Origin of the sequence: Sphaerochaeta associata (assembly GCF_022869165.1) — a bacterium.
GTDB classification, from domain to species: Bacteria; Spirochaetota; Spirochaetia; order Sphaerochaetales; family Sphaerochaetaceae; genus Sphaerochaeta; species Sphaerochaeta associata.
In genome coordinates this window covers 3,523,544-3,542,318 of sequence record NZ_CP094929.1, presented here as the reverse complement: position 1 = coordinate 3,542,318, position 18,775 = coordinate 3,523,544, and the positions used below count along the sequence as shown (strand labels likewise).

Annotated in this window: 16 protein-coding genes, 5 tRNA genes and 1 other RNA gene; 7 read left to right on the top strand and 15 right to left on the bottom strand. The window is 51.9% G+C overall.

What is annotated here, in order from left to right:
* Window positions 1–9 precede the first annotated feature (9 nt).
* Together MUG09_RS16460 and MUG09_RS16455 are read left to right on the top strand one after the other, a co-directional pair.
* Window positions 10–708, top strand: coding sequence for a M48 family metallopeptidase (locus tag MUG09_RS16460; RefSeq protein ID WP_244772518.1), 699 nt, complete (start codon window positions 10–12; stop codon window positions 706–708).
* A gap of 54 nt (window positions 709–762) precedes the next feature.
* Window positions 763–1,971 (top strand): FprA family A-type flavoprotein, encoded by a 1,209-nt coding sequence (locus tag MUG09_RS16455; RefSeq protein WP_244772517.1) that lies wholly within the window; start codon window positions 763–765, stop codon window positions 1,969–1,971.
* Window positions 1,972–1,975: 4 nt separating this feature from the next.
* On the opposite strand, the gene MUG09_RS16450 is transcribed toward MUG09_RS16455, so the two are convergent.
* The 5 genes from MUG09_RS16450 to MUG09_RS16430 are packed head-to-tail and all read right to left on the bottom strand — an operon-like array spanning window position 1,976 to window position 8,648.
* Window positions 1,976–2,725, bottom strand: a complete 750-nt coding sequence (locus MUG09_RS16450) for a gamma-glutamyl-gamma-aminobutyrate hydrolase family protein (RefSeq protein WP_244772516.1) — start codon at window positions 2,723–2,725, stop codon at window positions 1,976–1,978.
* On the bottom strand, window positions 2,722–4,167 hold the full coding sequence (locus MUG09_RS16445) for an aminoacyl-histidine dipeptidase (protein ID WP_244772515.1): 1,446 nt from the start codon (window positions 4,165–4,167) through the stop codon (window positions 2,722–2,724). The genes MUG09_RS16450 and MUG09_RS16445 overlap by 4 nt, the downstream gene beginning before the upstream one ends.
* 24 nt (window positions 4,168–4,191) lie before the next feature.
* Entirely contained in the window at window positions 4,192–5,376 is a 1,185-nt protein-coding gene (gene nagA / locus MUG09_RS16440; RefSeq protein ID WP_244772514.1) for an N-acetylglucosamine-6-phosphate deacetylase, read from the bottom strand.
* A 45-nt stretch (window positions 5,377–5,421) separates the two neighbouring features.
* Window positions 5,422–6,783 (bottom strand): MATE family efflux transporter, encoded by a 1,362-nt coding sequence (locus MUG09_RS16435; RefSeq protein WP_244772513.1) that lies wholly within the window; start codon window positions 6,781–6,783, stop codon window positions 5,422–5,424.
* Window positions 6,780–8,648 (bottom strand): YgiQ family radical SAM protein, encoded by a 1,869-nt coding sequence (locus MUG09_RS16430; RefSeq protein ID WP_244772512.1) that lies wholly within the window; start codon window positions 8,646–8,648, stop codon window positions 6,780–6,782. The genes MUG09_RS16435 and MUG09_RS16430 overlap by 4 nt, the downstream gene beginning before the upstream one ends.
* 57 nt (window positions 8,649–8,705) lie before the next feature.
* Between MUG09_RS16430 and MUG09_RS16425 the strand changes: the two genes are divergently transcribed.
* From MUG09_RS16425 to MUG09_RS16415, 3 genes are all read left to right on the top strand, one after another.
* Window positions 8,706–9,635, top strand: a complete 930-nt coding sequence (locus MUG09_RS16425; RefSeq protein WP_244772511.1) for a diacylglycerol/lipid kinase family protein — start codon at window positions 8,706–8,708, stop codon at window positions 9,633–9,635.
* A gap of 293 nt (window positions 9,636–9,928) precedes the next feature.
* The gene (locus tag MUG09_RS16420) at window positions 9,929–11,353 is read left to right on the top strand and encodes an MGH1-like glycoside hydrolase domain-containing protein (protein WP_244772510.1); all 1,425 of its coding nucleotides are present in this window, start codon (window positions 9,929–9,931) and stop codon (window positions 11,351–11,353) included.
* A gap of 3 nt (window positions 11,354–11,356) precedes the next feature.
* Window positions 11,357–12,133 (top strand): TerB family tellurite resistance protein, encoded by a 777-nt coding sequence (locus tag MUG09_RS16415; RefSeq protein WP_244772509.1) that lies wholly within the window; start codon window positions 11,357–11,359, stop codon window positions 12,131–12,133.
* 11 nt (window positions 12,134–12,144) lie between these two features.
* On the opposite strand, the gene recR is transcribed toward MUG09_RS16415, so the two are convergent.
* Genes recR through dnaX form a run of 3 tightly spaced genes read right to left on the bottom strand, consistent with a single transcriptional unit; the run spans window position 12,145 to window position 14,694 of the window.
* Window positions 12,145–12,735, bottom strand: a complete 591-nt coding sequence (gene recR / locus MUG09_RS16410) for a recombination mediator RecR (protein WP_244772508.1) — start codon at window positions 12,733–12,735, stop codon at window positions 12,145–12,147.
* Window positions 12,736–12,737: 2 nt separating this feature from the next.
* Window positions 12,738–13,043, bottom strand: a complete 306-nt coding sequence (locus MUG09_RS16405) for a YbaB/EbfC family nucleoid-associated protein (protein WP_244772507.1) — start codon at window positions 13,041–13,043, stop codon at window positions 12,738–12,740.
* Between the two features lie 22 nt (window positions 13,044–13,065).
* A complete protein-coding gene (gene dnaX, locus MUG09_RS16400) occupies window positions 13,066–14,694 on the bottom strand; it encodes a DNA polymerase III subunit gamma/tau (RefSeq protein WP_244772506.1) in 1,629 nt (542 codons plus the stop codon).
* 393 nt (window positions 14,695–15,087) lie between these two features.
* Between dnaX and MUG09_RS16395 the strand changes: the two genes are divergently transcribed.
* Complete coding sequence (locus tag MUG09_RS16395; protein ID WP_323385486.1) at window positions 15,088–15,942, top strand: sensor domain-containing diguanylate cyclase; 855 nt, start codon at window positions 15,088–15,090, stop codon at window positions 15,940–15,942.
* 8 nt (window positions 15,943–15,950) lie between these two features.
* On the opposite strand, the gene ffs is transcribed toward MUG09_RS16395, so the two are convergent.
* The 6 genes from ffs to MUG09_RS16365 all read right to left on the bottom strand — a co-directional run bounded on the left by ffs (window position 15,951) and on the right by MUG09_RS16365 (window position 16,616).
* Window positions 15,951–16,049, bottom strand: an RNA gene (gene ffs / locus MUG09_RS16390) — signal recognition particle sRNA small type.
* Window positions 16,050–16,062: 13 nt separating this feature from the next.
* Window positions 16,063–16,147: transfer RNA gene (locus tag MUG09_RS16385), tRNA-Ser, on the bottom strand.
* Between the two features lie 45 nt (window positions 16,148–16,192).
* Window positions 16,193–16,280, bottom strand: a tRNA-Ser gene (locus MUG09_RS16380).
* 30 nt (window positions 16,281–16,310) lie between these two features.
* Window positions 16,311–16,384 (bottom strand) — tRNA-Arg (locus MUG09_RS16375).
* Window positions 16,385–16,404: 20 nt separating this feature from the next.
* Window positions 16,405–16,491, bottom strand: a tRNA-Ser gene (locus MUG09_RS16370).
* Between the two features lie 40 nt (window positions 16,492–16,531).
* Window positions 16,532–16,616 (bottom strand) — tRNA-Ser (locus MUG09_RS16365).
* Window positions 16,617–16,785: 169 nt separating this feature from the next.
* Here MUG09_RS16365 and MUG09_RS16360 point away from each other — a divergent pair.
* Window positions 16,786–18,189, top strand: coding sequence for a M28 family peptidase (locus tag MUG09_RS16360; protein WP_244772504.1), 1,404 nt, complete (start codon window positions 16,786–16,788; stop codon window positions 18,187–18,189).
* Here MUG09_RS16360 and MUG09_RS16355 read toward each other — a convergent pair.
* Complete coding sequence (locus MUG09_RS16355; RefSeq protein ID WP_244772503.1) at window positions 18,176–18,775, bottom strand: IMPACT family protein; 600 nt, start codon at window positions 18,773–18,775, stop codon at window positions 18,176–18,178. The genes MUG09_RS16360 and MUG09_RS16355 overlap by 14 nt on opposite strands.

Below are 18,775 nucleotides of genomic sequence, written 5' to 3'. Positions count from 1 at the left end.
TGTAGCAGAATGAAAACACAGGGTAAAGTAGCATCCATTCCCTATACATTGGAACGTCGGCGGACCAGCCGGCTCATTTCCGTGCGCGTCCTCGCCGACGGGACGGTCAAGGTGAACGCACCCTACCGGGTCTCACTGGCTGCCATAGAACGGGTTATTGTCAGTCATCAGGAAACCTTGCGGCAGGCGATAGTCGATCAGAAGATGCACCTGCATACCTATCAGAACGGCGATGTATTCCTGTTCGGGGGAGAGCAATACACCCTTGAGTTGAGACAGGGTACGAAACAGGGGATCGTCCTCGATGGAGATAGCTTGGTGGTGACCTATTGCGGAGAAAAAGTGCAACCGTTGGTGGTCCAACGAATGATCAAGGAGTTGTACCGAAAAACAGTCAAAGCGAGGTTGGAGCCGTTGGTCACGCTTTGGGCAGGACGGCTTGGGGTTGCAAAGCCACCCTTTTCTGTGCGGGACAGCAGAAGCCGGTGGGGAAGTTGTTCTGCGAAAGGAAGGCTGAACTTCTCCCTGCGATGCCAGATTCTGGATGAGACACAGCTCTCCTACCTGGTCCTGCATGAGATGGCGCACTTGGTGCATTTCAACCACTCCAAGGATTTCCATGCCCTGCTTGCCTTGCACATGAGTTCGTATAAGCAGGTGCAGGCTTCGATCTTTGCGTTGCAAAAGCAAAGCCAGCTCTATCTCTGATTCACAACTTCTCAAATATTGTGTATCGTATGAAGAGTAAGGAGATACAACGAAATGAAACCTGACAGATTAGCGGACGGTGTCTATCGAGTTGCCGCGCAGATCGGCAATCGTGACCTGTTTGAAGGAATTTGGCCCATCCCGGATGGAGTTATGTTGAACTCCTATGTGGTCAAGGGCACCAATAAGCGTGTATTGATCGACCTGGTGAAGGACTGGGATGGTGCATTGGCTGCTGTGAACCAGCAACTTGAAGACCTCTCTCTTGATGCAGGCAATCTTGATTATATCGTCATCAACCATATGGAACCCGACCACACCGGCTCAATGGCCAAGATTGTGGAAAAGTATCCCGATGTTCAGATCCTGTGCAGCGACAAGGCTGTGAACCTGATCAAGCACTTCTACAAGATCGAGAAGAATGTCCATGCCGTCAAGGACGGAGAGACGCTCGACCTTGGGGGAAAGACACTGCAGTTCTTCATGACTCCGAACATCCATTGGCCGGAGACCATGATGACCTTTCTGGTTGAGGATGGAATCCTGTTCAGTTGTGATGCATTCGGCTCGTTCGGACGATATGCCAAGTGTTTCGATGACGAACAGAGCGAAGAGGAGCTTGTGCATCTGGCAAGCGAAACCGAGCGCTACTATGCCAATATCGTCTCCTCCTTCTCCTCGTTTGTCCTCAGGGGCATAGCGAAGCTTGATGGCCTGGACATCAAGGTCGTCGCCCCCAGCCATGGGGTGGTATGGAGAACCGAGCCGGAGAAGATCATTGACTGGTACAAGCGCCTGGCAACCTATATGCAAGGACCCAGAGAGAAGGAAGTGGCGGTGGTCTGGTCCAGCATGTATGGCAATACCGAAGCGTTGCTCTCTTCCATCGTCGAGGGAATCAAGAGCGAAGGGCTTCCTGTTCATGTGCTGCAGGTTCCCCAGACGCATGAGTCCTTTGTACTTGAGAAGGTCTGGAGAAGTGAGGGACTGGTCATCGGAATGCCGACCTATGAGTATAAGATGTTCCCGCCCATGTATCATGTTCTGGACATTCTGGAACGCAGTCATGTAGTCGGGCGCAAGACGCTTCGCTTCGGCTCCTTCGGGTGGTCCGGCGGTGCACAGAAGCAGTTTGACGAGTTCTCTACTGCAATGAAGCTCGACTGCAAGGGCGTAATCGAGTACCAAGGTTCACCGACCGAGGAAGACAAGAAAAAGGCGTATGAGCTTGCCAAGGCAATGGCAAAAGAGATCAAAGGCTGAACAGTCAGGGAGTCCGGGGAAACCCGGACTTCCCTTGTGAAAGGGCTTGTTTGATGAATGCCTCAAAGAGGCAGTCCATCTCACTTCCCATTGCCTCCGGGTGCCACTGCACCCCTATGCACCATGCTCCGCTGGAAAGCTCGATTGCCTCAATACTGTCGTCGGCAGATCGAGCTGTGACAATGCAATGTTCTCCTGGTTTCGCAACACTTTGGTGGTGCAGGCTGTTCACCCCGAGTGTGTGTGTTTTGAATAGTTTGTAGAGTTTGGATTGTGGTGAGAGTTCCACCTGATGGCTTTTCGAACCCCATCTTTCGTAATCCGGATGGGCTATGGGCTTTTCGCTTTGCAGGCGATAGTCCTGAAACAGTGTTCCGCCTTGAGCGACGTTGATCAGCTGGGTGCCTCTACAGATCCCAAGAATCGGCTTGTTCAGCTTGCGAGCCATCCGAAAAAGCTGGATCTGATAGCGGTCTACATCCATATCGGAAGGCCCGCACAGTTCGTGCCGTTCTTGGTTGTAGAGTGAAGGATCGACGTCAGGACCTCCGGGGAGGAGGATGCCGTCGCACAGGCTGACCAGCAGTTCCAAATCGGTTGGAGGTACCATGGGAAGCAGGATTGGCAGGGCTCCTGCCTTCTGCAGCTTTGAGAGATAGCCTTCGTTGGTGAACAATCGCCTGAAGGACGGAAAGGCGGAAGTGGGAGGAGCCTTCTCAAGAACTCCTCCCAAACCGATGACCGGCTTGCTCATTCGATGATGGACAGCAGGTGGCGGGTGAAGCCGCTTATGCGCTCAACCGACGAGATGGATAGCCGCTCTTTCACCGAATGCACATCATACATATCCGGGCCGAAGGAGACAGAATCCATCCCTTCGATTCTGCTGTTGATGATGCCGCATTCAAGACCGGCGTGAATCGCCGTAATGGTGGGCTTTTTCCCGCTGTACTCTTCATAAGCCTTTGCACAAAATCCGGTGAGAACCGAATGGGGATTGGGTTTCCATGAAGGGTAGGCCCCCTCGAAGCGTACGTGCGAACCGATGAGAGTAAAGACAGACGCAAATCGATGGGCGATATCATCGCGGGCTGAGAGCACCGACGATCGATGACTGGATATCACCTTGAAACCATCCTCTTCCAATCGCATGATCGCAAGGTTGGATGAAGTCTCAACGATGCCCGGGATCGACATGCTCATGGCATCAACACCATGATGGGCTGCGTATAAGGCTGTAAAGAATCGTCTGCTTGTTTCGCAATCAACAGCTCTTTCCGGGAGGGCGGTTTCGGTCAGGGAGAGCGTGAGACCGGGGTCGGAAAGCTCATACTCCCCTGAAAGCTCTGCTTGAACCTTCTCCAACAAGGCCCTGAGAGCATGCTCATCCTCGGCTTTTACAACCACCGCTGCCATGCATACTGAAGGAATTACATTGCGTTTGGTGCCGCCTTCAGCTTTGAATACCTGAAAATCGGGAGCTTGGTGCAGGACACGTGCAACAACCTTGATTGCATTGGCCCGCTGCTGGTGGATCTCCGCTCCGCTGTGTCCGCCAAGCATTCCGTTTGCTGTCAACAGGAAGGCTTTGCCCGAAGGGTCGACCTTCGACCAGGTAACCGGCAGAAAGGAGCGGACCTCTATGCCACCGGCACAGCCGATGTACAGCACACCCTCCTCCTCACTGTCGAGGTTGATCATAAGACGGCTGTTGATATGCTTCTGCTCGACATTGAAGGCGCCGGTCAATCCGGTCTCCTCGCTGACGGTGAAGATGGCCTCAATCGGGCCGTGCTTGCAATCAGGGTCGGCAAGAATATCCAGGACTAGGGCGATTGCAATGCCGTTGTCCCCTCCCAAGGTGGTTTTATCGGCTTTCAAAAAATCCCCGTCACGAACCAGCTTGATCGGATCCTTGGCAAAGTCGTGGCTGCTTCCTTCTTCCTTGACGCATACCATGTCCATATGCCCCTGCAAGGCAACCCAAGGTCTGTCTTCATAGCCCTTGTACGCTTGTTTGCGGATAATTACATTGCCGATGGTGTCGACGACTGCCTCGAGGTTATGCTGCTTGGCGAAAGCCAGGAGAAATTGTCGCACACCCTCCTCATTGCCCGACTCTCTGGGAATGTCGGAAAGTTCAGAAAAATAACGCCACAAATTCTCAGGTTTCAAGCCCTGTACTGCACTCTGCATCTTGATTGCTCCTTACCGTGTGTTTCAGGCAAAACGGTCCCGTATCAGGTTGCCGTCGATGAACAGTCCCTTCATCTGGAGGTTCTGGTCGAGGACCACCACATCGGCCTTATAGCCGGGAACCAGCATGCCTTGCTTGGCAAGGCCGTATATGCGTGCCGGATTGGTGGAGCTCATTTGGCTGGCTTGCTGGATGGGGATTTCCCATTCAACAACATTCTTCAGCCCTTGGAGCATGGTCAAACCGCTCCCTACAAAGAGGTCCGGATCCTTGATGCTGATGAATGCACCGTCACTGGCCATGGCCACGTCCATTCCGTTCGCTTTCAAGGTTCCTGTTCTCTGCTTGGTGGGCTTGAGTGAATCGGTGACCATAACGATATTGTCCAAGGGCTTTTCCCTGAGCAACATTTTTATAAGCTCGGGGTGGACATGGACACCGTCGCAGATAACTTCGCATTGCATCTCGCGCTGGATCAGAATAGCGCCGACCGTACCTGGGTTTCGATGGTGCAGTCGACTCATGGCATTGAAGAAATGGGTGGAGTGGAAGATGCCGCACTGCATGCCTTCCATAATGTTTTCATAGGTGGCGTCTGTGTGACCTGCGAGCAGAACGATGTTCTTTTCACGGGCCAGCAGTGCTAATTCGCGCATGTGCTTGAGCTCAGGGGCTACCGTCATGCACAAGATCTTGCCTTTTCCTGCTTCGATGAGTTGGTTGAAAACCTCCAGGTTAACCGGAAGCACCCCTTCCGGGTTCTGTGCCCCGACGCGTGCCATGGAGATGAAGGGGCCTTCAAGATTGACCCCCATGATTTTTGCACCTTGCTCGCTTCCCATGGCTTCGACAATGCTCTGGATGCTTGCAAGCATCACGTCAAGCTTATCGGTGTAGACGGTCGGCATGAAGGCGCTTACTCCGAAATCTGCAAGGCGTTCGCTCATGCCCAGAATGGAAGCGGGTTTGCAATCCTCGGTACCGAATCCACCGATTCCATGGATGTGGGAGTCGATGAAACCGGGCATGATATAGGAACCCTGCACGTCGATCATGATGGTATCGGGGGGGAAATGCTTCTCCTCCAATCTTCTCATATTGAAGATATCCCCGATCTCCCCTTCCTCGGTTATATAAAGGGCGCAATTCTTAAGCTTTGCATACCCGGTTACGACAGTTCCGTTGGTCAGTACAGTTCTCAGACTCATAAGGTACCTCTCTTGGATAAACTATAAGAGCATATTGCATACAGGTCAATGAAGCTCGGTGAGGTCGTTGACCCACGTTCCTTTTTTGATGCGGTACATGCCTAACACCAGTTTGGAGACTTCCTCCATGCCCAACAATAAGTAGAGCTGGTAGATGTTCAATTTCAGTACCAGGGCGCCGAAGAAAGCGAGGGGTACCCCGACGGCCCAGACACCGAACATTTCGGCGAACATCGAATAACGGGTATCGCCGCCGCTGCGAAGAATACCGACGATTATCACCATATTCAGACTCTTGATAGGCAGCAGGGCGGCGTTGATGTACAGGCAGTATATGGCGAGTTGACGCACTTCATCGCGGATATTGAAGAACTGGGCGAAGACCGGTGCGAAGAAGAACTCAAACATGCCCATACCGATGCCTACCAGGAAAGCGGTTGTTATGAAGCGCCTTGCATAGAGGCGGGCCAGAGGTACTTGCTTCTCGCCGATTTTCACCCCGATCATGATCAGGGTGGCGTTGCTCACTCCCATCATAACCACAAAGAAAAGATTGCCGATCGATTCTGCTACATTGATGGCTGCGATAGCCTCGATTCCCATCCGGCTGTAGGCAATCTTATAGGTTGTCATACCCAGGGCCCAGAAAATCTCATTGATGATGACAGGGAGGCTGGTGGGAAGAATATGCAGAACAAATTTCTTGTTCCAGACAAAAGCCTGCCTGCTTCGTATCGCAATGACAGGATGGCGCCTATACACGATGTACAGAAGTGCAAGCATCTCGATCAGGCGGCTGACGGCGGTTGCCAAGGCTGCTCCTGCAACTCCCCACTGGGGGAATGGTCCGATACCGAAGATCAACAAATAGTTGCCTACTGCATTCAATGAAAGGGATACAAGAGCGACCTGCAAGGGTATCTTTGCTTTTCCGATGACTCTCAGTGCCGTAGCCATGATTTGGCTGAACGCCGAAAAGAGATAGCTGACTGCAACGATTTTCAGATACGAAATCCCTATTTGGACAACCGTCTCCTCGGTGGTGAAAATATGCATGATGTGGCGGGGAAAAAAGAAGGAGGCAAGAGCAACAAGCAACGCACCGATTCCCGCAATGGAGAGGGAGATGCCCAGTACTTTCTGGATGTCCGTCTCGTTGCGGGCACCCCAATACTGGGATAGAAAGATCGCCGAACCGCTGGTAACCCCGAAAAAGAGGAGGCTGATCAGGAAGAACATCTGATTCGCCAGTGCCACCGCGGCGATGGACGACTCCCCAAGTTGGCCGATCATTAGGGTATCGACGAAGGAGAGTGAATTGTTGAGCAGACTTTGCACTACCACCGGAAGGGCGATGGAAAACATTTTCAGAAAAAAGTCCTTCCGTTCTGAAATCTCTCGTGTCACGAAGTGTACCGTCTTGCGAGGAGAACCCTCGTCAAGTCCTTTCTGTTTGCTTTCTCCAAGGCTTCAAGAACCAAGGCTCTGTTTTCTGGCTTGTTGTACTGCAATAGAGCACGTTGCAGGTGACGTTCACGTCCTTTGGGGATGTGTATGGAAGTAAATCGTTTGCCAGGTCGTGGATCCAGGCCAGTATAGTACATGCACGTGGAGACTGTCCCCGGGGTTGGGTAAAATTCCTGCACTTGATCCGGGATAAAATGCGTCTTTTCCAGATAGAGGGCCAAGGTGATGGCATCCTCGAGTGTGGACCCAGGATGAGCTGCTATGAAATAAGGGATGAGGTACTGTTTCTTTCCCGCCTGCTCGGTTGCATCCTGATAGAGCGTACTGAAGGCATCAAATAGCTCGGCGGTAGGTTTCCCCATTGCATCCAATGCAGCAGGACTTACATGCTCGGGGGCTACTTTCAACTGACCGCTGACGTTGTTTTGGACCAAGTGATGCATGAAGCGCTCTCGTGTCTGCTTGTCGCATACCTCCAGCAGATAGTCATACCGGATTCCACTTCGAATGAAGACTTTCTTGACTCCCTTCACCGCTTCGAGGGCCTGTAATAGGTCCAGGTAGCGACCATGATAATCCTTAAGGTTGCTGCACGGCTTCGGCCACAGGCACTCCTTTGCAGGGCATGGACCGTTCTCAATCTGTTGATCGCAGGCAAGTCCCTGGAAGTTGGCTGTAGGGCCTCCAAGGTCATGAATGTATCCCTTGAACGCTGGATGTTGTGTCATCCGCTGGGCTTCCTTGATCAGGGAAGCCTTGCTGCGGGTTTGGATCATCCTTCCTTGGTGGCTGGTTATGGCGCAGAAGGAACAAGAGCCGTAGCAGCCACGGTTGCTGGTAAGGGAGAACTGCACCTCATTGAGCGCAGGTACTCCCCCATCCTTCTGATAATCGGGATGGGCGTCCAAGGTGAAGGGCAGTTCATAGAGACGATCGAATTGTTCTTCGTCCAAAGGAAGGGCGGGAGGATTCTGAACAACCAGGCGGTCCATGCATGCTTGGATGATGCGCTTGCCCCTGATGGGGTTCTGATGCATCAATTGAATCTGAAACGCCTTTGCATAAGCTTGTTTGCCCTGCTCGGTGGGGGTATTGGACTGTTTGTCCCGATCGCCGACCTCTTCGAAGGAGGGAAGCTCGATGGTGCTCATCAAATCCTGTTGGAACTTGGCCCTTGAGGTTGCATAGACCGTTCCTTTGATGTCCACCATATTCTGGATTGCTTCACCCTGATCCAGGCGTTTGACGATTTCCAAGCTCTGACGCTCGCCCATGCCATACACGAGCAGGTCGGCTTTCGCATCGAGGATGATGGGCTTGCGAACTTTATCGGTCCAATAGTCGTAGTGGCTGAGTCTTCTCAGTGATGCTTCCAGGCCTCCTATGATGATGGGGACGGAGGAGCCGTATGCCTGTCTTGCTTTCGCCGTGTAGACAAGGGTGGGACGATCGGGCCTGAGCCTGGCTTTTCCTCCCGGGCTGTACTCGTCTTCGCTGCGTGGCTTGTTGTTTGCTGTATAATGGGAAACCATGCTGTCGATATTTCCACCGCTAATCATACAACAAAGCCTTGGTTTTCCCATTTTGAGAAAATCTTTGGTTGAGTTCCAGTCGGGTTGTGCGATAATACCCACACGATATCCTTCACTCTCCAGCAATCTAGCTAAAAGCGGTGCTCCAAATGAGGGATGGTCTACGTAGGCATCGGCACTGATGAAGGCGATGTCGATTTGGTCCCAGGACCGTACATGCAAATCTTCTTGCGTAGTAGGAAGAAATGCTGAGCGAGGGGCATAAGTTTTCACATCGCCATGATAGGGTATTGCCCTACGGGTGTAAATAGCTGTAAGGAGCCGGATTATATGCAAGACAATGAGCTCTTCGTGATACTGAATCCACATGCTGCCAAGGGGAAAGCGAAGAAGCAGGAAGATATGATTCGCACCCTGCTGGGTGCAGGTGGAAAGGAAGTTGTGCTTTATCACACCGAGATTGGGAACGGGGCCGAACGAGTCGCCTTCCAAGCGGCGATGGATGGTCGCAAGGTGATCATCGCCGCCGGTGGTGATGGTACGGTGAATGAGGTTGCCAACGGCATTCTCAAGGCAGTGACGCTGCATAACATCCCATCACCGGCTCTTGGGGTCATTCCCATAGGCAGGGGCAATGATTTTGCCTGGGGTATGCAGATTCCAAAACCGGTGAAGGAAGCATGCGAGGTGATTCTGGCGGGAAAAACCCGTGTCATAGACGCCGGGGTGACGTATGGGGGAAACTATCCTGAAGGCCGTTTTTTCGTAAATGGACAGGGAGTGGGCTTTGAGCCGTTGGTCAACTTTCTTGCAAGTGAATTCAAGCATGTCTCGGGTACCCCAAGCTATGTCTTTGCTCTCATCAGGATTCTCATCCACTATCCCGCTCCCTATACTGTTGAGCTTACCCTCGACGACCAGGTACTCAATCTCAAAACCCAGCAGTTGAGTATTTGCAATGGAAGAAGGATGGGTTCGGCTTTCCTCATGGGCCCCGATGCCCTCTTTGACGACGGATACTTTGATGTGGTCTATGCGAATGCACCGGTTCCCAGCAGAAGGATGGTTCCCCTTGCCCTGACGTTTCTTTCGGGTAAGCAGGTGAAGCAGAAGGAATTCAGTGTTGCCAGGGTGAAGAAGCTTGTGATGAAGAGCAGTGACTTTGCGATGCCGGTGCATGTGGATGGAGAGGAGATATCGAAGGGCTGCATGGAGTTTCGGACCGAGCTTTTGGAGAGCATTCTTCCCGTGTTCTGCTGAGAGTTGGTAAAATTTGCAAAACCGTGTCCAGTAGGCGGCAAAAGTGTGATGACTCAACGAAAAGATTACAGTTTTCCTAAAAAACCACTCTTTTCTTTTAGCTCACAATTAGCTATTTTATAAATGATTAATAGAAAATGTCTTGAAAAGACCTTGAGTTTTCTCAATAATGTTGACGTTTCCGATTCTTAACGTGTATCTGATTGACTTCTCATAAAAGAGAGTATATCTTTAAAAATGCGCGTCTTATGTAGTTTTTCCAGTGTTTACCTGCTAAGTAAGGAGTTCCCAATTTGATAAAGGATATGGTGCCGTTCGTACATTTTTATGATCAGGATTTTGTCGATATGTATGACAGATCCTGGGTATGGATTGACGAACTCTGGAAGAGTGGAACCGAGGCCAACGGCTTTAGCGGTTCTTATCTTTCATATCCTGGCCAGACAACCTTCAATCAGTTTCTTTCCAGTTTTGCTTCCCTGTTTCTGGTGTACAGCAATCAGAACAACTCCCCGTTTCCCTTGCTCGACTATTTCTACCAAAAACAAGAGAGCAACGGTGCGATCCGAAGTGATTACAGCTTGGAAGATGGAAAGCCGGTGTTCAGTGCAAACAATCCAGAGGGAGTCTCTCCTCCGCTCTTCGCCTATGTTGAATTCAGCTTCTATCACAAGATCGGCAACAAAAAGCGGCTGAAGGATATCGTGCCCATTCTGGAAAAGCACTATGCTTGGATCCAGGCAACCTTCCAGAAGCCCAACGGTCTCTTCTCGGTGCCCGTGGAAGCCTGCCAAAGCGGCAACATCCCTCGCTCCCGAGTGTACTATCCGCTTGACTTCAATGCCCAGCTTGCCGTCAACGCCCTGTATATGTCCGCCATCGGTGATATTCTCAACGACAAGGAGCTGAGTTTCCGATACAAGCGGATTTATTTCTCCCTCAAGACGAGAATCAACAGCCTGATGTGGGATCCTTCGACCAACTTCTATTATGATTTGGACATCAAGGAGAACCGCATTCCAAGCAAATTCATCGGGGCGTATTGGGCGATGCTTGCCGAGATTCCCAATGATGAACGGGCAGCATATATGATTGAATACCTGCATGACCCGAAAGAATTCGGAACCGACAACCCGTTCCCCGGGGTGCCGGCCTCTTCTCCTGCTTTCAGCGAGGACGGAAACGGTTACTGCGGCGGGGTCGTCAGTGTAAACACATTCATGGTCATAAAGGCTTTGGAGAAATACCAACAGTTCGTGTTTGCCCGGGAATGCGCCATCAGGCACATGTACTTCCTGCTAGACACCCTTCATCCCGATGCAGAGATGATCGGGGATGTCTGGGAGGCATACCTGCCCAACAAGGAAGGGTACTCCAAAACCACCGAAATAGCCGACTTCCCCCGCAGAAGGCTCATGCCGTATGCCGGTCTGGTCACCATTACGTTGATGATTGAGAATATCATCGGCTTGGATATCTCTCTTCCCCGCAAGACGGTCAATTGGGTGATGCCCTCCCTCGAGGCGATGGGAATCGAAAACCTCTCATTGAAGAGGAATATGATCACCATCTTGAGCAACAAGACCGATCGTGGTTGGGAGATTCGTCTGGAGAGTGAAAAACTCTACTACTTCACCATCGAGATCCTGGGCGAGAACAAGAAGAAGACCCTTCCCATTCCTTCCGGCAAGTGCTCGATGCTGATCGATAAGCTCTAACGTATGGCTTGGCTTGGCAAACTTTTTGGCGGAACCGTCGGTTTTATGTTCGGCGGTCCGCTGGGTATGATCGCCGGTATCGCCTTCGGACACATGTTCGACAAGGCCGGCGAGGTTGGGACTCAAGGCGCCCAACGAACCCAATTCAATGCCTATACGTCCCTGGACCGCGAGCAGATGCTCTTCTTTGTCGGGGCTTTCTCCATGCTTGCGCGCATCGCCTCCGCCGATGGTTCGGTCTCGTCACACGAGCGGCAGAAGGTGATGGAGTTCATCCGACAGGACTTGCGCTTGGGCCTTCGCGAGGAAGAGGCGGCTCTCAGAGTCTTCGATGCCGCCCTTACCGGCGGGGGGACCTTCGAGCAGTTTGCAACCCAGTTCTATCAGAACTTCAGTCATGCACCGAATATTTTGCAGTTGATGATCGATATCTTCTATCGGGTGGCGTCAGCCGATGGGCAGGTCTCTCAGCGTGAAGAGGACATGATCAGGCGGGCTGCGCAGATTTTCCACCTTCCTGAAAGCTTTGTGGACATGCTGTGCAACCGGTACGGCGGATGCACCAATGCAAGCGACAAGGCGTATGCGACGCTGAACATCAGCCGCACTGCAACCGATGACGAGGTCAAGCGCGCCTACCGTAAGTTGAGTATCGAGTTCCATCCCGACTCACTCGCCTCAAAAGGAATGGGTGAGGAGTTTCTCACCCATGCAACAGCAAAATTTCGGGAAATCCAAGAGGCCTACGACTCCATCAAGCGGGAACGAGGCATCAAATAACAACAGGTGAACTAGAATCTGACTCTTCCCCTAAGCGATCTGGCCAGGGTGATTCTGTCTGCATACTCCAAGTCGCCTCCGATGGGCAGTCCGCTGGCAAGGCGGGTGATGGAGAGCTCGGGATGATGCTTCAGGATATGACGAAGGTAGAGTGCTGTGGTGTCCCCTTCCTCGGTGGGATTTGTTGCGATAATCAATTCAGTGAAGCCGCCTTCATCAATGCGCTTGACCAGCTTGGAAAAGGATAGGTGCTCAGGTCCTATGCCGTCCAGGGGGCTTATTGCACCTCCGAGGACATGGTACAGGCCGTTGTAGGCTCCGCTTGATTGCAGGGTAAGCACATCCTGGGGTTGTTCTACGACACACAGCTGGGTGCGGTCGCGGCTGGATTCACTGCAGATGGGACAGGGATCGTACTCGGTGAAGCTTCCACATATCGAGCAGGGGAAAATCTTGTCCTGGATGGTTGCGATTGCTTCAGCGAGGGCGGTGTTGTATCCCTTGTCGGTCTTGATCAGGTGATAGGCTAGACGAGATGCGCTTTTTGGACCGATGCCCGGAAGGCGGGAAAGGGTTTGGATGAGATTTTCCAGTGCTGTCATGGTCAGGCCTGCGTGAACGAAGAGGCATACTTGATGCCTTCGCTCTGGATTTTCTGCTGGATTTTTGCACTTGCATCGTTGAATGCGCTGCTGATTAAAACCTGCAGTGTCTGGATGTCCTTGGGGTCGACCAGCTCTTCGTCGATATGTACATCGGTGACAATGAACTTGCCGTTGAGGGTCACTTCAACCATGCCGGCTCCGGCGCTACCGGTTGCTGTGATGGTAGGCAGCAGGTCCTGCATCCGTTTCATGTTTTCCTGGATGCCCTTCATATTCTTGAGCAGTTCGAATGGATTCATATCCATGGATTTCTTTCCTCGCTTCTACTTATTGGTGCTTGACCTCCCCACGGAAGACCGAAGCAATCTTTGAGATTACCGGATCGTCGACTGTGGGTGTCTCTTGTTTTACTTCCTCAACACACAAAAAGTGTACCGGGCCTTTGAAGCCTGTGATTTCGGCGATGAGGTCTCGGAATCTGGTTTCATGTTCCTGTGCCTTGTTCTGACAGAACGAGGTGGAGAATGTGAGAAATAAAGAACCCGCTTCGCTTCGGACCTGTGTAATCGCCTGTGCAACCTGGGAGAGCAGCGGTGCACTGGACAGCTTGCTTACCAAAAGAGGCAGGTCCTGCCTGCTGAAGTCTCTTGCCACTGCTTCCTGCTTTACCGGAGGTGGAGAAACGGGAACAACAACAGGTATCGCAGCAACGCTGGAAGATGCCTCTGCCTTACTCTTGGGCTCGACGACTGCCTGGGTGGCGATGAGGTCGGGTTGGACTTCAAGCTTGCGAGCAGGAAGTTTTACACTGCCGCTGAGCAGTTCCTCGCGAAGCTGGGCGATTTTCCTGACCAAGGCGGTCGGACTGGCAATATGGGGAAGGCCGGCAAGGCGTGAGACGGCTAGTTCCAGTTCGAATCGGGGGTTTAGTGAATAGCGGATGTCACGATAGAGCTTGAGGAACAACTCCAATGCAGCTTCCAGCTGTTCAGTGGTATAGGCATTTCTCAGTGAGAGGGGGATCCTGTCGGACTGGATGCCCAAAATGGCATCCTCAACCACCCCCGCCTTGATGAAGAGCAGGCTTCTGAAGAACTGCGTGAAGTCCTTGATGCACTGTTCAACGGAGACCCCGGCGAACAGGAGAGCCTGGACGGCATGCAGGGCTTCCTGGGTCTTGTTGTCCAACAAGCGGCTGACGATATCGACAATCTGGTCGATGCCGACCAACCCCAGCTTGCTGCTGATTTTCTCCATGGTGATATGGCCCTGGGAGAAAGAGACGACCTGGTCGAAGAGGGTGTAGGCATCACGCATGGAGCCTGTCGACTCCTTCGCAATCCAGAAGAGTGCATCGTCGTCCGCCTGCACCTCCATCTCTGATGCAGCCTCGCTGAGGCAACTCTTGATGAGGTCGAGGTCGATGAGTTGGAAATGGAACTGCTGGCAGCGTGAACGTATGGTTGCCGGGACCTTCTGCAGCTCGGTGGTGGCAAAGATGAATACGATGTACGCCGGGGGTTCCTCGATGGTCTTGAGCAGTGCGTTGAAGGCACTGGTGGAGAGCATGTGCACTTCGTCGATGATGTAGATCTTGTACTTGCTTGCCTGTGGGGGGAAGAGTACTTCATCCTTGATTTGGCGGATGTCGTTTACGCTGGTGTTGCTCGCACCGTCGATCTCGATGACATCGACATTGTTGCCCTGGGTGATCTCCCTGCAATTTGAACACACGCCGCAGGGAGTTGCCGTCGGGCCCTGCTCGCAGTTCAGTGCACGTGCCAGAATTCGGGCGGACGATGTTTTTCCGACTCCCCTGGGACCGCTGAACAGGTAGGCATGGGCAATCCTTCCCTGCTCGATTGCATGTTTGATGGTGGAAACCACGAACTCCTGACCCACAAGATTATCGAAAACCTGGGGACGTTTCCTGGTTGCTGTTACTTCATATGCCATGAATGCTCCCTTGAAAGCGTACTGTGCGAGTATACCATACTTTGCTATGTAGGGGTAGAAGCTCAAAGAAACGTGCGCATTGTTCTGCTCTCATAAAACCGTGCCTCTGCTCAAAAAGGATGCTACCTACTGTAACGAAGATGCTGGTGGGCATACCTTTGCCGATTTCTCTCGCGGACTGAGCAGAAATCATCCCTGCGCAGGACGATTGCATTGAAAGGGACACCGAGTGTAATTCTCATGTATTTGTTTGGTATGTATAAGAATACAAAGTAATTATTTTTCAATGGTTTCATCGATTATCCTTGCTTTGTAACTCTTCATGTTTTAGTATCAGAAGGCGAATTACACCTCGGCTGTGCTTCCAGGAAATCAACCTTGTACTGGGGATGAATGATGAATCATGCCTTGGATACCACATGCAAAGTCTTGGTGGAGAATCTTCCGGACGGAGTCTGCTGCTGCAGTACGGAAGGTATCATTCAATATGCAAATAAAAGTCTGGCCTCCCTTTTTGGATTATCCACTCAACAGGATTTGTCGGGTATTTCGATGTTTACCTTTATACACAGTGATTACCGTATCCTCATGGAGGAGTTCTTCGATCGTATGATCAATAAAGAGCACAGTCTTCCTGCAATACAGGTGCAGGTTTCCACAGGTGATGAAGATCGACGTTGGATGGAGATGCGATGGATCGACATCCCTTCCGATGTTGGTGTGTTTCTGGTTGTCAGCGATCTTACCAGCTATAGAACCCTGCAGGATGAGCTGCTGCTTCAAGCACTTACCGATGAACTGACCGGTCTGTACAACAGGCGTGGCTTTAAAATGATGGCTGATCAGGAGCTCAAGCACAGTCATCGGCTCAAAGCCGAAGTCGTCTTGCTTTCCATCGATATCGATACGTTCAAGCAAATCAATGATACCTTCGGGCATGATGAGGGAGACAGGGTGCTTAGGATGGTCTCCAGGACGCTGGAGTCGAGTTTTCGTTCTTCCGACATTATCGGCAGATGGGGTGGGGATGAGTTTTTGGTACTTGCCTTGGATGCCCCGAGCGGAACGGTCGATCTATTGATCCAACGATTCAGGCAGGCTCTTTCAGATATCTGCCAGCGACAGGGACTTCCCTGTACGATTGCAGTCACCATCGGGTCGGCCTGCAGCGATGCCAAGTGCGCTCTTTCCTTGGAACAACTCATCCAAGAAGCTGACCGGGCGATGTACGCCAATAAACGTCGATAAAAAAACCCAGCCAACAAATCGCCTGTGTCTCATGGGCAATTCACTTACCGCTGCTACCTTCCGGTCCTGACGGGGTTGGGTGAAAGCACATAGCACAGAATCTGTTGACTGGGAAGAAAACGGAGAAGGGGGGATTCGAACCCCCGGTGCCTTTCAGCACACACGCTTTCCAAGCGTGCACCATCGACCACTCGGACACCTCTCCAAGGTACAATAAAAGCAGTAAAATCCAAAAAAATAACCAAGCTATCGGAGAGAGAGGGATTCGAACCCTCGGTACCGTCAGACGGTACAACGGATTTCGAGTCCGTCTCCTTCGACCACTCGGACATCTCTCCCGGTGATTATGACCGCATACAAACGTATGATGAGACCAAGAGGATTCGAACCTCCGACCCTCAGTTCCGCAAACTGATGCTCTATCCAGCTGAGCTATGGTCTCAATAATGTAAAAAAACAAAACGGAGAGGGGGGGATTCGAACCCCCGGACCCGTTACCAGGTCAACTCCTTAGCAGGGAGCCCGATTCGGCCACTCTCGCACCTCTCCAATCTAACAAAAACCGCAAACCAAAAGGCAGATATTCAAACGGAGAGAGGGGGATTCGAACCCTCGGAGACTTGCGCCTCAACGGTTTTCAAGACCGCCTCCTTCGACCGCTCGGACATCTCTCCATAAAAAGACATGACAACAAGCCACGTGATTTTCAGGCTGCTTAACTATCAATCGGGTTTCCACTATAGTCAGTGGCCTCATCTTTGTCAAGAACCCTGAGAAGAGAAAAAAAGCAACCGATGTCTATTTATTGACAGTAAAACGCTCACTCGTCATCATGGAACAACTATGAGGTTCCCCGTATTTCGAAAACGCAGCAAAGCTCCTTCTCTTGCTCCTGAACAACATGAGCACAGAAGGCAGAAGATTGAAACCTTGAAAGCAGGTCGCCTTGCTGCGCTCGCCCTCTCCTTTACCTCAGACATAATTGAAAAATACGGTCCCAGGCTGGCTGGTAGTGAAGCTTCTCTGCACGCTGCACAGGAGATCAGGAGTTCATACGAGCCATTCTGTGACCATAGTGAAACGGAGTCTGTGGATATCGACACCTCGTTTCACTCGTTTCCCCTGCAGCTTGCCTTGTATCTCTACCCAGCCATCCTCTCTCTTTTGCTGGTTGGATTGCCCTACCTTGGCCTATTGTTGTTTCTGGCCTACCTCTGGTATGCAGCAAGAACACTGTATCTTTATAAGCCCATCGGCAAACTCGGCAAGCACAGCGTAGAGGGAATGAATGTGTATGCGGTCCTTGAACCAAAGCAGGAAGTCCTGCATACCTTGCTCTTCACCTCCCACCATGACAGTGCCCCGCTGTTTCACTACAACAGGCTCGACCGCATCGCATATGCGAAGAAAGTAGCCCTGCCGGTCCTGCTCTTTTTGCTGGCCGGCCTTTTCAATGCCACCCATATGATTACTGAACTGCTCGAAGGCAGACTCTTTGCGTTCTCGCTCCCTCCGATTGGCATGGGTGTCATCGGCATCCTTTTGTTGGGTGCAACGCCCCTGCTGCTGCCGCTTCGAAGCTTCTATTCCCACGAAGGTTCTCCCGGAGCGGGGGACAACCTTGCATCGGTGGGAATGACCGTGCAGCTTGCCCGGTACTTCCATTGGAAGAAGAGCTGCAATACACCCCTTTCTCATACCCGCCTGATCTTCTGCTCTTTCGACGGAGAGGAGAGCGGTCTGCAGGGGTCGAAGGCATGGTATGAGAAGCATAAGGCGGAGCTCGGCGGCTCGCTCGTACTGAACTTCGATTCCATCTACCATGCAGACAAGCTTACATTTCTTGAGCGGGACATCAACGGTACTCAGGCGCTGTCATACAGATTGGCTCGTCGTTGTGTACAAATCGCCAAATCCATGGGGTATGAGGCGGTCAGTGAATCGATTCCCCGGCTTGCAGGGGGAACCGATGCCGCCTGTGCAAGCCTTGCAGGGCTGGAGGCAACTACGCTCACCTCGGTTGCATGGGACGATCGGTCAAAACCGTCGGTCTACCATACAGAGCGGGATGTGGTATCAGCAATCGACGGCAAGGCTGTGGAGATGGCTTTGTCGATAGCCATTCGCTTGGTTGAGCTTGTCGATTCCAACCGGTTGTGGGATGTGGGAGAAATGCCGAGTCCAAAAGAACAAGAGCCCGAGGAAGGTGACCCAAAGCTGGTTTTCACCAAGCTTACGCATCGATAGGGTTGAGAGCACAACTCCCGTTGGAAAGGTCGAAAATGGTAGCGGCACATGTGGGATATGAGGAGGAAGGAATGGTTCCCGTCAACGTAACCTCCACAGTGAATTCCTCTGAATCGATGGTCGCTTGAGCCTCGATCAATTGCTTCTTGATGGGCTCGTATAAGTGATAGGGCATCGATATATGAAATGATGTCTTATCGATCAAGGGTTCGGTCTTGATGATTTTCAGCACTTCCTTGACGCTGTCGGCATAGGCTTTCACCAAGCCTCCGGTGCCGAGCAGCGTACCGCCGAAATAGCGTATGACCAGAACCAGGATGTTGGTGACACCGCTGCCCTTGAGTACCTCCAGGGCAGGTCTGCCGGCGGTATTCTTCGGCTCGTGGTCGTCGCTGTAGCTGTAGAGATCTCCCTTCGGTCCCAGGACCGCTGCATGTACGACATGGTTGGCAAGTGGGTGTTCCATTCTGCACTGATTCACTATTTCCTTGATTTGCGACAGGTCGGATAACGGTGATGCGATGGCGATGAAACGTGATTTCTTCACCTCTATCTCGCATGTCGCCTGTTCCAAGAGTATATGCAT

Excerpts from the sequence above, each read along its gene's own strand:
- MUG09_RS16425 (WP_244772511.1), top strand. The coding sequence starts at position 8,706 with ATGCAAGACAATGAGCTCTTCGTGATACTGAATCCACATGCTGCCAAG.
- MUG09_RS16405 (WP_244772507.1), bottom strand. The coding sequence starts at position 13,043 with ATGGATATGAATCCATTCGAACTGCTCAAGAATATGAAGGGCATCCAG.
- MUG09_RS16395 (WP_323385486.1), top strand. The coding sequence starts at position 15,088 with ATGATGAATCATGCCTTGGATACCACATGCAAAGTCTTGGTGGAGAAT.
- MUG09_RS16455 (WP_244772517.1), top strand. The coding sequence starts at position 763 with ATGAAACCTGACAGATTAGCGGACGGTGTCTATCGAGTTGCCGCGCAG.
- MUG09_RS16355 (WP_244772503.1), bottom strand. The coding sequence starts at position 18,775 with ATGCATATACTCTTGGAACAGGCGACATGCGAGATAGAGGTGAAGAAA.
- MUG09_RS16460 (WP_244772518.1), top strand. The coding sequence starts at position 10 with ATGAAAACACAGGGTAAAGTAGCATCCATTCCCTATACATTGGAACGT.
- dnaX (WP_244772506.1), bottom strand. The coding sequence starts at position 14,694 with ATGGCATATGAAGTAACAGCAACCAGGAAACGTCCCCAGGTTTTCGAT.
- MUG09_RS16450 (WP_244772516.1), bottom strand. The coding sequence starts at position 2,725 with ATGAGCAAGCCGGTCATCGGTTTGGGAGGAGTTCTTGAGAAGGCTCCT.
- MUG09_RS16445 (WP_244772515.1), bottom strand. The coding sequence starts at position 4,167 with ATGCAGAGTGCAGTACAGGGCTTGAAACCTGAGAATTTGTGGCGTTAT.
- MUG09_RS16415 (WP_244772509.1), top strand. The coding sequence starts at position 11,357 with ATGGCTTGGCTTGGCAAACTTTTTGGCGGAACCGTCGGTTTTATGTTC.
- nagA (WP_244772514.1), bottom strand. The coding sequence starts at position 5,376 with ATGAGTCTGAGAACTGTACTGACCAACGGAACTGTCGTAACCGGGTAT.
- MUG09_RS16360 (WP_244772504.1), top strand. The coding sequence starts at position 16,786 with ATGAGGTTCCCCGTATTTCGAAAACGCAGCAAAGCTCCTTCTCTTGCT.
- recR (WP_244772508.1), bottom strand. The coding sequence starts at position 12,735 with ATGACAGCACTGGAAAATCTCATCCAAACCCTTTCCCGCCTTCCGGGC.